The organism is Paraburkholderia sp. RHO2, from assembly GCF_050955445.1.
In the GTDB taxonomy this organism is placed as follows: domain Bacteria; phylum Actinomycetota; class Actinomycetes; order Mycobacteriales; family Mycobacteriaceae; genus Prescottella; species Prescottella agglutinans_A.
Genome location: NZ_CP162617.1, coordinates 315553 through 332280, shown reverse-complemented (window position 1 = coordinate 332280; position 16728 = coordinate 315553). Strand labels below are relative to the sequence as shown.

Here is a 16728-nt window from a genome sequence, read left to right as displayed (position 1 = left end):
GTGGCGATCGTGGGCGATGCCCGAGACCCGCTCATCGAGCCACCCGTGTCGATGATCGCGCGCACCACCCTCATCCTCGAGTCGTTCGACGGTCGAACCGAACGGCTGACCCTCGAAGAGGTGACCCGGAGGACGGGGCTGCCCCGCTCCACCGTGCACCGGATCCTCGACCAGCTGGTGCAGGTGGAATGGCTCGAACACCTGTCCTCCGGATACCGGTTCGGCCGCCGGGCGCTGGCCCTGTCCGCGCACCAGAACGGGCACGCCGAACTGCGCGCCGCGGCCGCACCCGTGCTGCACGAGTTGCACCTGCAGACGGGCCTCGTCGTCCACCTGTCGGTGCTGGACCGCCGACACATCGTCCATCTCGACAAGCTCGGCGGGCGCCTGGCGGCATCCGTGCCGACCCGGGTCGGCGGCCGCGCCCCCGCCCACGCGACCGCGGGTGGGAAAGCGTTGCTCGCGTGGCTGGCCCGTGAACGCGTCGACCGCCTGTACGGAGCCCACCTGGAGCGGTGCACCGAGCGGACGATCTCCGACATCACGGCGCTACACCGGCAGCTCGCCTCCATCCGCGCACACGGCGGCGTGGCCCTCGAACGCGGCGAATTCGCCCGTGGAGTGGCGTGCGTCGGAGCGGCCGTGCAGGGCGCGGACCGCCCGATCGCCGCGATCTCGCTGTCGGGCGACGTGCGCACCGTCAGGCTCGAGCGCATCGCACCGCTCGTCGTGGACGCCACCCGGACGCTCGACGCGTCGCTGCGCGCGGCGTGAGCCGACCGGGCAGCGAGATGTCCGAATTCGCCACGTAGGTGGCTTTTCCCGCGTTACCCTCCATCGACATGTGCGGGTGGTGCGCGCCGAAGGCGGCACTCTTCCGAAAGGAACGACGATGCAGTTCAATCTCGCCGATGTCTTCGAATCGGTCGCCGAATCGGTCCCCGACCGAATTGCGCTGACGTATGAGGACCAGCACCTGAGCTACGCGAGCCTGAACGCCGAGGCGAACCGAACCGCCAACCTGCTGACGAAGGCCGGCATCCGCCAGGGCGACCACGTGGCCCTGTTCCTGAAGAACAGCATCGAACACGTCACGTCCATCCTCGGACTGATCAAGATCCGCGCGGTGCCGATCAACGTCAACTACCGCTACACGCCGGCCGAACTCGAGTACATCTTCACCAACTCGGACTCGACCGCGGTGGTCGTCGAACTGCCCGAGCATCAGCGCACCCTGGCCGACCTGCTCGGCAGCTACCCGCTGATCCGGACGGTGCTCGTCATCGGCGATCCGGTCGAGGAGTTGCTCACCGCGGCTGCCGCCCGCTCGATCACCGTGTCCCGGTTCGCGGACTCGGCCGATCTCCCGGCCACCGCGGAGTTCCCCGCCCGCTCCGGCGACGACCTCTACATCCTGTACACGGGCGGCACCACCGGCTACCCGAAGGGCGTCATGTGGCGCCACGACGACTTCTTCCGAAAGCCGCTCTCCGGCGGCAACCCGTACGGCGAGGACGCCCGGCAGGACCTCGCGGAGGTTGCCGCTGCCGCAAAGGAATTCCCCGACATGGCGTTCCTCATCGCCGCCCCGCTCATGCACGGTGCCGCGCTGTACTCGCTGTTCACGTTCTTCACGCTCGGTGCCCGCGTGGTGCTGATGCGCGACTTCGACCCGAAGAAGGTCGTCGAGGCCATCGAGAAGGAGCGACTGCAGGTGATCCTGATCGTCGGCGACGGCATGGGCTTGCCGCTCGTCGACGAGATGGAGCGCCGCAAGGACGACATCGACTTCAGCTCGCTCTTCTCGATCACCTCGGGCGGGGCGCTCTGGTCGGTCGGCGTCCGGGAGCGGATGCTCACGGTCAAGCCGGAGCTGTTGTTGCGCGACAACTTCGGTGCCTCGGAGTCCGGCAACGACGGCGCCTTCACAATCGACGAGGACGGCAATCTCCGCATGGCACCCTCGCCCAACATGATTCTCGTGGACGAGCGCCTCGACGAGATCGCTCCGGGCACCGACGAGATCGGGTACATCGCCCGCATCGGCAACGTCCCCCTCGGCTACTACAAGGACGAGGACAAGACCGCCCGCACGTTCCCGGTCCGCGCCGACGGCACCCGCATCTCGGTCCTGGGCGACATGGGGCGGATCGAGGCCGACGGCACCATCGTCTTCCTCGGCCGCGGCTCGCAGTGCATCAACACCGGCGGTGAGAAGGTGTTCGCCGAGGAGGTCGAGGCCGCGCTGCACGCGCACCCCTCGATCGCCGACGCCCTCGTCGTCGCCAAGCCCGACGAGCGGATGGGCCAGCAGGTGGCCGCGGTGATCGCGATCTACCCCGACGCCCCGGAACTGACGCTCGACGAGGTCCAGGCGCACTGCCGCAAGACGTTGGCCGGCTACAAGATCCCGCGGACGATCGTGCTGGTCGACGAGGTCAAACGCACCCCCGCCGGCAAGGCCGACTACCGCTGGGCCACCGAGATGGCCTCCGCCTAGAAGATCGACTCCGGGGACCGTCGGTATCACCGACGGTCCCCGGAGTCGTTCGTTACGCCGATCGGTTTCGGGCGATCGGCGAAAACGCTTGTTCTACACGCGCTCGAGTTCCTTCTCGAGGGTTGCGGCGAGGCGAATGATCTCGCCGGCCGCCGCTATGTTGGCGGCCTTCTCGCTCGTGTCGGCGATGCGCTCAGCAAGACGACGGATGCGGGCTGCATCGCTCGTGCCCGTGGTGATTCCGTCGGTGTGCGGTCCAAGGTGTTGCACCGGAAATCCTCTGTCGAATTTGGTAGTTCGCCCGCAAGGGTAAGCATTCCGGCATTCCACGTAAACCCCCGGATCAAATGTTCGCCTCGGAACTCACCCTGAGCGAGCACTTTCGGTGCCGGGTTCAGTAGCCCGCCGCCGGATCGATTCGTGCGCTGAGGGCCTCGCCGGCGACGAATCGGCGCACGTTCTCCGTCACGTGCTCGGCGAACGCGGCCGTGCGCACCGACGGCGGATTCGAGTCGTGCGGTGTGACGATCGCGTTCGGCAGCGTCCACAGCGGATGCCCGTCCGGCAGCGGCTCGGGATCCGTGACGTCGAGCCCGGCGCCACCGATGGTGTTGTCCCGCAAAGCGTCGACGAGGGCGTCGGTGTCGACGAGCGGCCCGCGTGCGACGTTGATCACCCACGACCGCGGACCGAGCTGTGCCAGTTGAGCACGCCCGACCAGGTGCCGGGTCTCGTTGGTGGCCGGCGCGGCGATCACGACGTGATCCACCCGCGAGAAGACCTCGTCGACCCGATCGGCGGGCAGCGTCTCGGCGGCGCCCGCCACGGGCCGACCCGACCGGTTCACCGCGACGACGGTGGCACCGACCGACGCGATCATCGGGATGAGCGCCCGCCCGATGCCGCCTGCCCCGATGATCGCGACGCGGGCGCCGCGCAGGGTGCCCACCCTGTCGAAGAACTCGCGCTGCCGCCACGTGGTGGCGGCCAGATGCGCGGGCAGCGCCCGCACGCCCGCCAGCAGCAGCGCGAACGCGTGCTCGGCGACGGTCGCGGAGAAGGCGCCGGCCGCGGACGTCCACACGACGTCCGGGTGCCGTTGGACGACGCCTGCCGCGAACCAGTGTTCGACCCCGGCGGACGGCAGTTGCACCCAGCGGATCGACTGGGGAAGGACCGCGGGAAAGTGTGCGGGGTCGTCCCCGGCCCACACCAGTCCCGCCGCCTCCCCGAGCGGCGCGGACGCGGCACCGCCGCGGGCAATCGCGTCGGCCAGCACCGCGTCCGGCTTCGGGCCGAGGGCTACTGCGGTAGTGGCCATCTCATGTTCTCCTCTGTGCAGCACGGGGCGCGGGTCGGTGACGGGTAGGAGGATAGGACTGCCGCAGCCTCAGCCCGACGTCAGCTCCACGAACAGATGCTCGACCTCGTCGAGGTCGAGCCCCGACGCCTCGGCGACGTCGTCGAGCGAGCGTCCGGACCTCAACATCGCTGCCGCGCGGGCCCGGGCGCCGTCGAGCCATCCGAGCGAGGCGAGCGTTCGTGCAGCGGCAGCCCGCAACTGGGTTCGCTGCTGCGCGGCCCACGGTGCCGATCGGGACCCGCAGGCCTTGTCGAGCAGATCGTTGAGAAGGGGGCCGAGCATCTCGCGCTGCTGCGCCGTGGTGAGGCCGCGCACCGCCTCTTCGGTCACACACAGATCGACCAGAAGGGTCGGCCCGGTTCGCTCGAAGCGGGTGAAGGAACGGCGCCGGAGGTCGGCCGGTAGGCAGCGCAGACACACCAGCAGCGTTCCCGACGTACTCGGCGTCGCGGCCTGGAAGGTCTCACGCGCCTGCCGTAACTCGTCCGCGAGCGTGTGCACGTCCCCGACCGGGCCGGTGTCCGACGTGACCGCGAGATCCACGCGCGTGAGGTTACCGGGACACGGAGGCTTCGTGGATGGCCGGCGACTCGGTGAACTCGGCAAGGTCGGCGTAGCGCCGCTCGCCGCAGCCGTGGACTCACCTGGGGATTCGCGGCCGGTTACGTCCGATGCAACGGGGATGCAACGTTGTGCATGCGAATCTCACTCGGAGGTATCCCACTCGTCGGGGGTGGGATGACCTTCCGCCAAGCGGTGCCCGAGCCCCGTCGGGGGTTAGGCTCGGGCACCGCGCAGCTGACCATAGTCACCAGCGCCTCGTTTCGGGGCGAGTGTGCTGCGGCTCTCACTTTGCCCGGGCGCACGCCGTGGTTGCCGGGCAGCGCCGTGGGGGCGGGGGAAACATGTCACCGCCGCAAGACGACTCAATAGGTGTGACGTCTGAACGATGCCCGAAATGTGATCTGCTCGTCGGCCAGTGCACGCACGCGCGAGTTGCGTCTCGCCCGACACTGACCGGCGAGCAGGGCCTGGTCCTGGTGAGCCCGAGCCGCATCGCGCACCTGCCCGGCTGCAGCCACAACGACGAGTCCGCGCTCTCCGGGTGGGGCGAGATCCGCGGTATCCCCAATGCATGGGTACGACTCGGCAACGGAGAAAAGCTCGAAACCAACAGCGGGGCCGTCAACCGGCCGGTTTCGAGGCGGTGCAGGGACTGCGTCGATCGATAGGCACCGCTCGAACAGGGTTCCCCGTGCCCGCCGCGCGAGTCCTACTCGAACCACGGGACCGCAGCGTGCGCCACCGTATCGTCGACACTGGCCGAGAGACGACGAGCTCGAAGACCGAGCCGTCATCGGATGCGAACTCGCGGAGCAGGATCCGATAGCGTCCCGCGGGGACCGGGAGCCGGGACTCGGGATCGTCGTGCGCCGGCCGTTCATCGTCGAACTGCGCGGCCATCGTGAGCTGCGTGTAGTCAGTCAGCCAGACGCCGTCGGCCGCGTCGATCACCCCTGCCGCTTCTCGCGTGGCCCGGTGCGGCGACCCCTCCGCGACGATCCGCAGCTCTCCGCCCGCGGCATCGGGGCCCGCATAGGCGACGAACAGTGCACCGCGGCTCATCTGTTCGGCGAACCGCGTCAGGAGCTCGTCCAACTCCCAGTCCGTGCCGACGAATCCGTCGTAGGGGCCTGCGGCGACGAGGCAGACGAACCCGTCCTCGTCCACCGAAGTGATAAGCGGGAACCTGGGGATACTCATGCGGTAGATGCTAAAGAGAGGGGCAACGCACCCCGGGGGTCGATCATCTCCATCCCGTGGAGGCACTCGGGAAGCTCGCCCGACCCAATGGGGCGGTTTCGGGGGTGAGGCATCAAACAACCCCCAGGTTGTCCGGCCGCCTGAACAGGGGACAACCTGGGGTTTTGCGTGTGGGCCACACCGCGGCACCGAGGCAGCCGGCTCCGAACAGGACCGGGACTGCTCTTGGGTTCACGTTTGCTGTTGGGCGCGAACGGTTTCACGGCCCGGGCTGGTGGCCATGGCCGCCGACGGTGCGGTGCGGGGCCAGGTCCAGGCGTACCGCACGATGAGGGCGAGAAGGATCAATTCCAGGACGATGCCGAGGCCGTAGAAGTACAGCCAGGACGCGCCCACCGCATTGAATGCCGTGACGGGGACGTAGAGCGCGGCCACGATGAGGTTCGTGATGCGGTTCGCCCGGGCGGGCAGCGTCATCGACAGCACGACCATGAGGATCGGGATGGCCATGAGGGTCAGCGCCGTGGTCGAAAAGGTCTGGGAGAGGTCGAACTCGAAGACCTTGCCGTCGAGGATGTCTTCGACGACGCCGGGCGTGAAGAAGTTGAGAATGTCCACGTAGGCGTAGAAGAACATGAAGCTTGTCCACGTTGCGGCGAGCTTGGCTCTCACCGGGATCGGCTGGTCTTCCAGTGTGGCGGTGGTGGGTTCACCTGTTCTCATCATGAGCTCCGTTGTTGTGGTGAGGATCGGTAGATCTACGATCGCTGAGCCCGGCGGCGGGCGCCTCGGCCCCGAGGCTCGGGTTCGCCTGGCCGATGGCATGGTCTTTCTCTCGTTCTTTCGGCGGATACGCCGAGGCGCGCCGACCCCTAGGCTGGAGCCGTGGTCACTGTCCGGCGCTCCATCTGGCATGAGCCGCGGCCTGCTGACACCCCACCCATCGGTCGGCTCGACTGGCTGCTGGTGGGCGTGTTCGCGGCTGCCGCCTTGGTCGAGGGCATCGCTCGGCCGGACTTGGCCTGGCGACCCCTTGTGACAGTGCTCGCCCTGACGCTGATGCCTGCCCTGCTCTGGCGGCGGAGTCACCCCCTGATGGCCGCCCTGGCCGGGTGGGGCGTCGCCGGGCTGCTGTCGGTCCTCCAGCTGACTGAGCACGCCAACCTCGGCCTCTACTCCATGATGGCCGTCCTGATCCTGCTCTACTCCCTGGTGCGGTGGGGCTCGGGCCGGGAGATGGTCTTGGGGACGGCGTTCGTGACGGTCGTCGTCGCGCTGGGGATGTACGCCTCCTCCGCGGGCTGGGCCGACATCTTCGGCGGGAGCGTCCTCTTGCTGTTGTTCGTCGCCCTCGCGGCGGTGTTCCGCTATCGCGCGGACCTCTGGCATCGCCAACAGCGCGAGATCCGTAATCAGGAGCGGGTGGGGCTGGCTCGCGAGTTGCACGACACCGTGGCCCACCACGTCTCGGCCATCGCGGTGCAGGCGCAGGCCGGCGGCGTGGTTGCCGGCATCGAGCCGGAGAAGGCTGCCGAGATCCTGGCCGCGATCGAGTCTGAAGCGTCGCGGACCCTGGCGGAGATGAGATCCATGGTGCGGGTGCTGCGTGAGGAGGAGGCCGTCGCCTACTCGCCGCAGCTGGGTGTCGCGGACCTGCCTGCTCTGGCGCGCGCCGACGCGACGCCCACTGTCGAGGTCTCGCTGGACGGTTCGTTGACCCGGCTGGCACGACCCGTGGACGCCGCGCTCTACCGGCTCGCGCAGGAGTCGCTGACCAACGCCGTACGGCACGCCCGGAGCGCGACCCGCGTCGGGATCGATGTACGCCGGGAGGGCGACGCCGTCAGGCTGCGTGTCAGCGACGATGGACAGACCGAGCCGGGGCCCGCCCCGGAGCCTGGGTTCGGCCTGCTGGGCATGGCCGAACGCGCCCAGCTCCTCGGCGGATCGCTCTCTGCGGGGCCGGGGCCCGAGGGTGGCTGGGTGGTCGAGGCCGTGCTGCCGGTGGAGGCGCTGGCATGAGCATCCGTGTTGTCGTAGCCGACGACCAGGACTTGGTCCGGACCGGGCTGGTGATGATCCTCGGCGCGCAACCCGACCTCGAGGTCGTGGGGGAGGCAGCGGACGGGCTCGCAGCGCTCGACCTGGCGACCCGGCTGCGTCCCGATGTCCTCCTCGTCGACATCCGGATGCCCGGGCTCGACGGTGTCGAGGTGACGCGCCGCCTGGCCGGGCCAGACGTGACGGACCCGATGGCGGTCGTCGTGATCACCACCTTCGACCTCGATGAGTACGTCCTCGGCGCCCTACGCGCCGGCGCCCGCGGCTTCCTACTCAAAGACGCCGGGCCAGAGCTCCTCGTGCAGGCTGTCCACGCGGCGGCCAACGGGGACGCGCTGATCGCCCCCAACGTCACCCGCCGGCTGCTGGCGACCTTCGCCGACCAGGCGCCGGTGGTACCGGTCCAGCCCATCGACCCGCTCACCGAGCGTGAGAAGGAGGTGCTCGCGCTGGTCGCACGGGGCCGGACCAACGCCGAGATCGCCACCGAGCTCTTCGTCGGCCTGAGCACGGTCAAGACCCACGTCGCATCGTTGATGACCAAGCTCGGCGCGCGCAACCGCGTCGAGATCGCGATCTGGGCATTCGACACCAGACGCGTGCGAGCCGATTAGTGGGTACAGACCGCAGCGTAGGCCCGTGGGGTTCGGTGGCCCAGCGATGAGTGCGGCCGGTCGTGGTCATGGAAGTCGATGGCCCACTCCATGTTCGGGCCGGTCGCTGACGGCACCGGCGGCACCGCGGAAGACCCGACCCGCTTGCGGCGACGCTTCACGACCACGCGCGAGCTCGGCGGTATCGGCGCCCTCGGCGAGCAGCCGGTCAGCCTCGGTCAGCTTCCGGACCACCTGCTCAGGGGTGTGCCGCTTCCTCTTCGTCGACATGGTGTGCTCAACACTTTCGGCCCGTCTGTGACCCAATCTGTTGAGTAAGTGTCGAGTTGTGGCAGCCCCCAAACGAGAAAGCCCCCCACCTGCATCGCTGCTGGTGAGGGGCCTTCTGATGTGCGCCCGAAGGGATTCGAACCCCTAACCTTCTGATCCGTAGTCAGATGCTCTATCCGTTGAGCTACGGGCGCATGAAACAATCTTCAGTTGTTGCTGGTCCAACGAGAAACCAGCGTGGCGGAGGCGAGAGGATTTGAACCTCCGGTCCCCTTTAAGGGGGACAACTCATTAGCAGTGAGTCCCATTCGGCCGCTCTGGCACGCCTCCTTGGGGGCCGGCCCTTTCGAACCGCCGGGCGAAACATTACACAGGGATCGCCGGGAAACGCAAAACGGCTGGTCAGACGCCTACACCTAGCGGAGGTTGGCATCGAACCAGTCGAAGATTCGGCGCTGGGCGTCGAGGATCGCGACGACGAGCGGGTCCTCGTCGTCTGCGCTCGGCTCCGGCACGGGCGGTTCGTCGGCGCGGTGCGCGAGCCCGTCGTAGGTGACGATGTTGGTGGCGACGTCGGCGCGCGCGACCGCGTCGCGGAGCAGTTCGACGTGTTCGGGTGGGGTGCGGGGGTCGTCTGCGCCGTACAGGCCGAGCCACGGCGCCTTCAGCAACGGCGCCGCCTCGACGAGGGTGGGTGTCTCGGGGGCCAGCGGAGTGACGATGCCGTGCGCGGACACGCTCACGGCCGCGCCGACCTGGCGGCTGGTGGCGACCAGCATCGCGGCGGTGCCGGCGTCGTCGAATCCGATGACACCGACGCAGTCGGCGTAGATGCCGCGGGAGACGAGCCAGTCGAAGGTGGCGTCGAAGTCGTCGAAGAGGTGCTCGCCGAACACCTCGGTGTCGCTGTGGGCGGGTTCGCGGTGGAACAGGTGCGGCGCCACCACGAGCCACCCCTCCGCGGCGAGCGAGCGCATCATCTCGAGGAGCGCGTCGGTGAAATCGCGGGACTCGTGCAGCACGACGATGCCGCCGCGCGCGTGCCGTTCGGGCTCGACGGCGGTGATCGGCACCTGTCCCTGAGCCTGCGAATCGGAGTCGTCGTCGGCGCGCAGGGGCGCACTGTCCCGGAGGATTCCCGGCATAAATCAACCTTGGCACGACCGGGTCGACAGTGCACGTGTTCGTAGGGCGCATAATCGCATCGTGACCCCCGTGACCCGCGCTGACCTCGATTCCATCCCCACTTACGTGCCGGGCCGCAGTTATCCCGGGGCGATCAAGCTGGCGAGCAACGAGACGACGCAGGGTCCGCTTCCGGGCGTCGCGCAGGCCATCGCGGACGCCGCCGCCATCGCGAACCGCTACCCCGACAACGCGGCGGCGGCATTGATCCGCGCGCTGTCCGAGTCGCTCGGCGTGCCGGCCGAGAACATCGCGACCGGCTGCGGATCGGTGGCGCTGTGCCAGGAACTGGTGCAGGCCACGTGCAAGGACGGCGACGAGGTCGTCTACGCGTGGCGCTCGTTCGAGGCGTACCCGGTCGTGACGAAGGTTGCCGGCGCGACGTCGGTCCCGGTGCCGCTCACCCCGGAGCACGGCCACGACTTGGACGCGATGCTGGCCGCGATCACCGACCGCACCCGGCTGATCTTCGTGTGCAACCCCAACAACCCCACCGGTAGCGCGCTGGGCCGTGAGGAGCTCGAGCGCTTCCTCGACGCGGTCCCGGCGCACATCGTCGTGGCGCTCGACGAGGCGTATTTCGAGTACAACCGCTCGGGCGTGGACGGCATCGAGCTGGCCCGCACCCGACGCAACGTCGTTGTGCTGCGCACGTTCTCGAAGGCGTACGGCCTGGCGGGCGTCCGCGTCGGCTACGCCGTCGCCGATCCGGCGATCATCACCGCGCTGGCCAAGGTGCACATCACCTTCAGCGTGAACGCGGTGGCGCAGGCCGCCGCGATCGCGTGCCTGGCGGCCCGGGACGAGCTGCTGCAGCGCACCCACGCCGTCGTCGCCGAGCGCGACCGTGTCCGCGACGCCCTGCTCGCCGCCGGCTACGACGTGCCGGTCACCGAGGCCAACTTCGTGTGGCTGCCGCTGGCGGACCGCTCGGCCGCGTACGGCGAGGCCAGCGCGGAGGCCGGCGTGCTCATCCGTCCCTACGGCGTGGACGGCGTCCGCATCACGATCGGCGACCCGCACGAGAACGATGCGTTCCTCGCGTTCGCGACGTCGGCCGCCGCGCTCGAGCTGGCCGGGGTCCCCACCGGATACCCCACCCCGTAACTGAACCGTTACCTGTCGACGGGCACATCTTTGCCAGATCGTTGGCAGACTCTCAGCGGTGTGCCGACCCGCGAACGATTTGACCGGACGCCGATGGCGCCGTAGAGCGACGGCTCTCGCATCGGCACTCGGGGCCTCGCTGATCGTCGGCGCGCATCCCGCCGAGGCGCGGCCGTCCGACGACCTCGAGTCCGTCTCGGTGCGGCTGCTGACGATCAATGATCTGCATGGCAGCCTCCAGCCGCCCCGGGGCGCCCGCGCGCAGATCTCGCGGCCGGACGGGCCGGCGACAGACGCGGGCGGCGCCGCGTACCTCGCCGCGTACGTGCAGCAGCTGCGCGCGCAGGCCCCGAACTCGCTGCTGTACTCGGCGGGCGACGGCTGGGGTTCCTCGTCGATCGAGTCCGCGCTGTTTCACGACGAACCGACCGTGGACCTGCTCAATCTGATGGGCGTCGACGCCGCCTCGATCGGCACCCACGAGCTGGACAAGGGATTCGACGAGCTGCGGCGCATGCAGACCGGCGGGTGCCACCCGGTGGACGGCTGCCAGTTCGAGCCGACGTTCGAGGGCGCCCAGTTCCCGCTGCTCGCCGCGAACATGACATTCCCCGACGGCGCCCCTGCCGCACTGCCGTACGCCGTGGACTACGTCGATGGCGTCCCCGTCGGCGTGATCGGTGTGATGTCGTCCGACGCGCCGGACAAGATCGCCGTCGACGCGATCAGCGGACTGCAGTTCGGCGACGAGCTCGAGGCGATCGACCGCACGGCGGACACGCTCGACTTCCTCGGCGTGCGCGCGATCGTGGTCCTGCTCCACCGCGGCGACACGCAGGCCACCGGCGGCCCCAATTCGTGCGACCTGGGCGACGGACCCACCCGCGCGATCGCGACGCGGGCGACCCCGAAGGTGGACGCGATCTTCACCGCCGACACGCACGCGCAGTTCAACTGCGCGGTCGACGATCCCGCCGGAAATCCGCGACCGGTGATGCAGGCCGCCTCGCACGGACGGATCGTCTCGGTCGTCGACATGGTTCTCGACCGCGGGACCGGCGAGGTGAATCGCGAACGCACCCAGGCGTTCAACCAGATCGTCACCCACGACATCTCCCCGGATCCGATGGTCGCCGACCTGGTCGCGCGGGCCAGCAGGCAGTCCGACGAGGTCGCCCAGCGGCCGGTGGGTGCCGTCACCGACGACATCACCCGCGAGCCGGCACCGAGCGGCGAGAGCCCGCTCGGCGATCTGATCGCCGACGCGCAACTCGCGGCGGCCCGCGGGCGCGGCGCGCAGATCGCACTCACCAACCCCGGTGGCATCCGCTCCGATCTGCTGTACGACGTCGACGGCACGATCACCTACGGCAACGCGTACCAGGTGCAGCCGTTCCTCAACTCGCTCGAGGTGCGCACCCTCACCGGGTCGCAGCTGAAAGAGGTGCTGGAACAGCAGTTCCAGTCCCGCGACGACGGGTCCACCGCGGAACTGATCCTGGCGCCGTCGGCATCGCTGACATATCGCGTCGACCGCCGAGCCCCGGTCGGGTCCCGCATCGCCGAGATCCGCGTCGACGACCGGCCCGTCGTACCGGACGACCGCTACCGGGTGGCGGTCAACAAGTTCCTCGCCGAAGGTGGCGACGGCTTCACCGTCCTGCGTGACGGCACCGAACCCGCCTCCGCCGGAAACGATCTCGACGCGCTCACGTCGTATCTGCAGGCCCGCTCCCCGGTCGCACCGCCCGCACCGGGTCGTATCTCGAGCGGGACACCGAACTGACGCTCAGCGCTGACGCTGCAGCCGCCGCGCCTCCACCAACCACGCACACCCGGCGCGCGGGTCGTCGACGGTCCCGCTGACCAGGCCCCACTCGAGCCCGCGTCGCACGTCGTGCAGACTGCGGACCGGCCAGGCGCCCACGTCGTAACCGCGGTCCTGGAGGCCGCGCACGACGTCCACGGTCAGCCCGTTCCAGCCGCTGTAGAACGCGGACGCTCCGGTCGAGGCCAGCACGGCGTCGATCCCCTCCGGGTGTCGTTCCGAGTCGGGGTAACCGGGCGTGATGAGCCCGCGGGGCACGTCCGGGGCGAGTTTACGCAACCGGTGCAGCGCCTCCGGCAGGAAACTGGTGAACCGGATGCGGCGGGCGTCGTCGGGGCGACGCGCGACGATCCGGGCGACCTCGGGGACAGCCTCGACGGCCTTGATCTCCACCTGAAGGGCGACGGACGTGGCGTCGAGCACCTCCTCGAACGTCGGAACCCGTTCTCCGGCACCGACGTCCACGCTACGGATCTGCTCGTACGTCAGCTCGGCGACGGGGCCGAGCCCGCGACCGGAGGCGTCGGCGGCCCGACGGTCCAGCGTCGCGTCGTGCAGGACCACCGCGATGCCGTCGGCCGACAGGCGGACGTCGAACTCGAGTTCGTGGACACCGATCGCCTCGGCGAGCCGAAACGAGGCGAGCGTGTTCTCGGGCGACTCGGCCATCGCGCCGCGGTGGCCGACGACGGCGTACGTGACAGGCGACGTGCTCATCCGGCCACCAGCTCCTCGTACTGGGCCCGGATGGCGTCGGTGTCCCTGCGGATCACCTTCGCGGCCGCCGACAGCACGGCGGCCGGGTCTGCGTTCTCGGTGTAGAGCTTCTGCATCGCACCGCGGACCTCGATGATGGTCGACGACACGTAGCGGCGGACGACGTCGGGCTGGCGCGCGATGTCGAGCTGCTTCACCGCCAGTCCGTAGCTGGGGTTCTCCGCGATCCGCTTGGTGACGGCCGCGGACGCCGTCGCTCCCGGCGTCGCCGGCAGGTAGCCGGTGTCGACGGCCCAGTCGCCGGCCTGTCGGTCCTGCGCCAGGAACTCGATCAGCTTGGCGGCCGCGGCCTTCCGCTCGGGATCGGCGTTCTTCATGATCGACAGCCCGGCGCCGCCGGTCGGGACGCCGGTGTCTTGCGCGGTGGGCAGGAAGCCGGCGCCGATCTCGAAGTCGGCCCCCTTCGTCAGACCGGTGAGCGCACCGGTCGAGTTGGTGATGGTTGCGACGAGACCGTTCGTGAAGTCGGTCGCGAAATCCTGTGCCAGGTAGCCGGTCTTGTCGTCGTTGATCACCGCGCGGTCGAACTCGGCGGCCGCGATCGCCTGCGGGGAGTCGAGGATGACATCCATTCCGTTCGACATCGCGCCACCGTAGTTCCACAGCAGCCCCTGGAAGTACCAGTCGTCGGCGCCGGTGTACGCGCGCATCGCGACCTTGTTGCCGCGGTACGTCCGCCCGGTGACCTTGCGGCCCCAGTCCCGGAACTCGTCCCACGTCTGCGGTGCCCGGTCGGGCAGACCGGCGTCGGCGAAGATCTGCTTGTTGTAGTAGAACAGCGGCGTCGAGCGCCCGAACGGCACCCAGTACGACGACCCACGGACCACGCCCTCGGCGAACAGGCGCTGGTGGTAGGTGTCGGCGTTCCAGCCGCCGGTGAAGTATCCGTCCAGCGGTTCGATCATGCTGGAGAGGAAGAACTTGTTCCACGACACGTCGGAGAACACCGCGATCTCGGGAATCTGGCGGGCCTGCAGTCCCGCCGACAGCTTCTCAGTGACGCCGTCGTAGCCCTTGAACTGCTGGACCTCGGCGTAGATGTCGGACTGCGACTCGTTGAAGCGGGTGACCAGCCCGGTGAAGGCGTCGTGGTTGGTGCCCGACCACGGACTCCACACCACCACGTTGGTGCGGCCCTTGAACTGGGCCGGGGGTGCCACGTCGGGCTGGGTGTACCCGCCCGACGACGCACCGCTCGGCGAACCGCAGGCCGACAGGATCGGCACCGCCGCGGCGGTCATGCCGGCCAGGGCGAGGAAGCGGCGACGGTTGAGCGACGGGGCGGGCGCGCCGGGACGCGAGAACACGGACATGAGGGATCTCCTCGGATCAGGAAAGCGGTTGTGGGGACGAAGGGTTCACTTCTCGGTGGCGGCACCGGCGAGGCCGGCGATGATGTACCGCTGGGCGAACAGGAAGAGCAGGAGCATCGGCAGGACCACCAGGACGGTGCCGGCCATGATCGGACCCCACTGATCGACGCCCTCGGTCTCCTTGAGGAACATCAATCCGATAGGGAGCGTGCGCATCTGGAGCGAGTTGGTGACCAGCAGCGGCCAGATGAAGTCGTTCCACTCGTCGATCACCGCGATGAGCGCGACGGTGACGACGGCGGGCTTGGCCATCGGCAGGACGAACCGCGTCAGTCGGCGCAGGTGTCCGCAGCCGTCGAGTTGCGCGGCCTCGAGCACCTCCCTGGGCAGGGCCAGGAAGTGCTGCCGCAGCAGGAACGTGCCGAACGCGCTCGCCAGTCCCGGCAGGAATATGCCGGCGTACGTGTTGATGAGCCCGAGATTGCCGATGGTGATGTAGTTGATGAGCAGGGTGACGTGTCCGGGCACCATGAGCGCCCCGAGCACCGCCAGGAAGATCACCCGTTTGAACGGGAAGCGCAGGAACGCGAACGCGTAGGCACTGAACACCGCGAGGGTCACCTTGAGCGTGGCGCCGAACGCGGTGACGATCACCGAGTTGACGAAGAACTGCCCGAACGGGACGGTGTCCCACGCCCGCCGGAAGTGGTCGAGCACCAACTCCGACGGAATCCACTGCAGCGGCCACCGGTAGATCTCGTCCTCGGGTTTGAACGCGGAACTGAACATCCAGTAGAACGGGATCAGGAACAGCAGGCCGACGGCGATCAGAGCCAGCAGCGCCGGGAGTTTGCGGATCCGACGCCTGGTGGCGGCAGTCGAGGCGGTCATCAGTAGTGCACCTTCTTCTCGACGTACCGCATCTGGACCGCCGTGACGACCAGCAGCAGCACGAACATGATCATGGCGCCGGCCGCGGCCGTGCCGGCCTTGAACTGCATGAATCCCTGCGAGTAGACGAACCAACTCAGCGTCGTCGTGGCCTCGGCGGGCCCACCGCTCGTCATCATCGCGATCAGGTCGAAGGATTGGAAGGCGCCGATGACCTGGGTGACCGCCAGGAAGAACGTGGTCGGCGAGAGCAACGGGAAGACGATGTGCCGGAACGTCTTCCACTTGCCCGCCCCGTCCAGCCGGGCAGCCTCGAGGACGTCACCGGGAAGCGACTGCAGCGCAGCGAGATACACGATCGCGACGAAGCCGACCCCTTTCCACACCGCGACGATGATCAACGCAGGCAGGGCCCACCGGCTCGACGTCGTCCAGTGCGGGGAGTCCAGTCCCAGCGCGGAGAAGACCACCCGCGACAGTCCGTAGTTCGGGTCGAACAGGAACAGCCACACCGCGGCGACGGCCGCGCCGGAGAGGATGTGCGGGGAGAAGGCCAGCGCCGAGACCGCCTTGCGGCCCGGCACTTTCGCCGCGAACAACAGCGCCAGCGCGAGACCACCGACCAGGCTGATCCCGACCACCGCAACGACCCACACCGCAGTGATCCGCAACACCCGCAGGAACGAGGAATCGGTGAACAACGTCACGTAGTTGTCGAGGCCCACGAACGTCGGCTGCGGGGCAATCATGTCCCACCTGGTGAGGCTGAGGTAGGCGTTGCCGATCACGGGCCAGTAGGCGAACACCGCGATGAGCGCCAGATTCGGGAGCGCGAACAACGCGAAGAGCAGGTACTCGCGCCGACGACGCCGGGCGCGGCCGGCGCTCCGGCGCGCGGACGACGCGGGCGCGTGCTCGACGCGGTGCACGGGCGCCGACGGCGGTGTCGGCGCGGGGCGCTGGACTGTCAGGGACACGGCCACGGACCTTTCCTGGGTATCACTCGGGTGTTATCAACGAGCTCGGCCAGGGGTGATGTTTGCACTCGACGACGA

17 protein-coding genes and 2 tRNA genes are annotated in these 16728 nt (G+C 68.8%); 7 read left to right on the top strand and 12 right to left on the bottom strand.

The features are described 5' to 3' along the window. The first annotated feature begins 9 nt into the window (after positions 1 to 9). Positions 10 to 774: an IclR family transcriptional regulator gene (locus tag ABTV10_RS01445; protein WP_499032058.1), complete on the top strand. Its 765-nt coding sequence runs from the start codon at positions 10 to 12 to the stop codon at positions 772 to 774. Positions 775 to 892: 118 nt separating this feature from the next. Then, positions 893 to 2500 (top strand): AMP-binding protein, encoded by a 1608-nt coding sequence (locus tag ABTV10_RS01440; protein WP_499032057.1) that lies wholly within the window; start codon positions 893 to 895, stop codon positions 2498 to 2500. 93 nt (positions 2501 to 2593) lie between these two features. Here the strand turns inward: ABTV10_RS01440 and ABTV10_RS01435 are convergent, their stop codons facing one another. From ABTV10_RS01435 to ABTV10_RS01415, 5 genes are all read right to left on the bottom strand, one after another. Beyond that, positions 2594 to 2770, bottom strand: coding sequence for a hypothetical protein (locus tag ABTV10_RS01435; protein ID WP_164877581.1), 177 nt, complete (start codon positions 2768 to 2770; stop codon positions 2594 to 2596). 124 nt (positions 2771 to 2894) lie between these two features. Beyond that, on the bottom strand, positions 2895 to 3821 hold the full coding sequence (locus ABTV10_RS01430) for a D-isomer specific 2-hydroxyacid dehydrogenase family protein (RefSeq protein ID WP_499032056.1): 927 nt from the start codon (positions 3819 to 3821) through the stop codon (positions 2895 to 2897). A 69-nt stretch (positions 3822 to 3890) separates the two neighbouring features. After that, positions 3891 to 4406 carry an Imm44 family immunity protein gene (locus ABTV10_RS01425; protein ID WP_433609178.1) on the bottom strand — a complete coding sequence of 172 codons (516 nt, stop codon included), beginning with the start codon at positions 4404 to 4406 and terminating at the stop codon, positions 3891 to 3893. Positions 4407 to 5048: 642 nt separating this feature from the next. Then, positions 5049 to 5627 (bottom strand): hypothetical protein, encoded by a 579-nt coding sequence (locus tag ABTV10_RS01420; RefSeq protein ID WP_499032055.1) that lies wholly within the window; start codon positions 5625 to 5627, stop codon positions 5049 to 5051. A 231-nt stretch (positions 5628 to 5858) separates the two neighbouring features. Beyond that, positions 5859 to 6353 carry a DUF6326 family protein gene (locus tag ABTV10_RS01415; protein ID WP_499032054.1) on the bottom strand — a complete coding sequence of 165 codons (495 nt, stop codon included), beginning with the start codon at positions 6351 to 6353 and terminating at the stop codon, positions 5859 to 5861. A 309-nt stretch (positions 6354 to 6662) separates the two neighbouring features. On the opposite strand from ABTV10_RS01415, the gene ABTV10_RS01410 reads away from it, so the two are divergent. The 3 genes from ABTV10_RS01410 (at position 6663) to ABTV10_RS01400 (ending at position 8620) form a co-directional block, all read left to right on the top strand. After that, on the top strand, positions 6663 to 7649 hold the full coding sequence (locus tag ABTV10_RS01410) for a sensor histidine kinase (protein ID WP_499032052.1): 987 nt from the start codon (positions 6663 to 6665) through the stop codon (positions 7647 to 7649). Next, complete coding sequence (locus tag ABTV10_RS01405) at positions 7646 to 8302, top strand: response regulator (protein ID WP_499032050.1); 657 nt, start codon at positions 7646 to 7648, stop codon at positions 8300 to 8302. The genes ABTV10_RS01410 and ABTV10_RS01405 overlap by 4 nt, the downstream gene beginning before the upstream one ends. 78 nt (positions 8303 to 8380) lie before the next feature. Then, positions 8381 to 8620, top strand: coding sequence for a hypothetical protein (locus tag ABTV10_RS01400; RefSeq protein ID WP_499035248.1), 240 nt, complete (start codon positions 8381 to 8383; stop codon positions 8618 to 8620). Between the two features lie 73 nt (positions 8621 to 8693). On the opposite strand, the gene ABTV10_RS01395 is transcribed toward ABTV10_RS01400, so the two are convergent. The 3 genes from ABTV10_RS01395 to ABTV10_RS01385 all read right to left on the bottom strand — a co-directional run bounded on the left by ABTV10_RS01395 (position 8694) and on the right by ABTV10_RS01385 (position 9717). Further along, positions 8694 to 8766, bottom strand: a tRNA-Arg gene (locus ABTV10_RS01395). 44 nt (positions 8767 to 8810) lie between these two features. Further along, positions 8811 to 8902 (bottom strand) — tRNA-Ser (locus tag ABTV10_RS01390). Between the two features lie 86 nt (positions 8903 to 8988). Then, the gene (locus ABTV10_RS01385) at positions 8989 to 9717 is read right to left on the bottom strand and encodes a dienelactone hydrolase family protein (RefSeq protein WP_499032048.1); all 729 of its coding nucleotides are present in this window, start codon (positions 9715 to 9717) and stop codon (positions 8989 to 8991) included. A gap of 61 nt (positions 9718 to 9778) precedes the next feature. Between ABTV10_RS01385 and hisC the strand changes: the two genes are divergently transcribed. Further along, positions 9779 to 10864: a histidinol-phosphate transaminase gene (gene hisC / locus ABTV10_RS01380; protein WP_499032047.1), complete on the top strand. Its 1086-nt coding sequence runs from the start codon at positions 9779 to 9781 to the stop codon at positions 10862 to 10864. A gap of 58 nt (positions 10865 to 10922) precedes the next feature. Continuing rightward, the gene (locus ABTV10_RS01375) at positions 10923 to 12650 is read left to right on the top strand and encodes a bifunctional metallophosphatase/5'-nucleotidase (RefSeq protein WP_499032046.1); all 1728 of its coding nucleotides are present in this window, start codon (positions 10923 to 10925) and stop codon (positions 12648 to 12650) included. 3 nt (positions 12651 to 12653) lie between these two features. On the opposite strand, the gene ABTV10_RS01370 is transcribed toward ABTV10_RS01375, so the two are convergent. Genes ABTV10_RS01370 through ABTV10_RS01355 form a run of 4 tightly spaced genes read right to left on the bottom strand, consistent with a single transcriptional unit; the run spans position 12654 to position 16650 of the window. Further along, entirely contained in the window at positions 12654 to 13409 is a 756-nt protein-coding gene (locus tag ABTV10_RS01370) for a glycerophosphodiester phosphodiesterase (protein ID WP_499032045.1), read from the bottom strand. Next, positions 13406 to 14782, bottom strand: coding sequence for an ABC transporter substrate-binding protein (locus tag ABTV10_RS01365; RefSeq protein ID WP_499032043.1), 1377 nt, complete (start codon positions 14780 to 14782; stop codon positions 13406 to 13408). The genes ABTV10_RS01370 and ABTV10_RS01365 overlap by 4 nt, the downstream gene beginning before the upstream one ends. Before the next feature lie 45 nt (positions 14783 to 14827). Then, the gene (locus tag ABTV10_RS01360; RefSeq protein WP_499032042.1) at positions 14828 to 15673 is read right to left on the bottom strand and encodes a carbohydrate ABC transporter permease; all 846 of its coding nucleotides are present in this window, start codon (positions 15671 to 15673) and stop codon (positions 14828 to 14830) included. After that, a complete protein-coding gene (locus tag ABTV10_RS01355) occupies positions 15673 to 16650 on the bottom strand; it encodes a carbohydrate ABC transporter permease (protein WP_499032041.1) in 978 nt (325 codons plus the stop codon). The genes ABTV10_RS01360 and ABTV10_RS01355 overlap by 1 nt, the downstream gene beginning before the upstream one ends. Positions 16651 to 16728 lie beyond the last annotated feature (78 nt).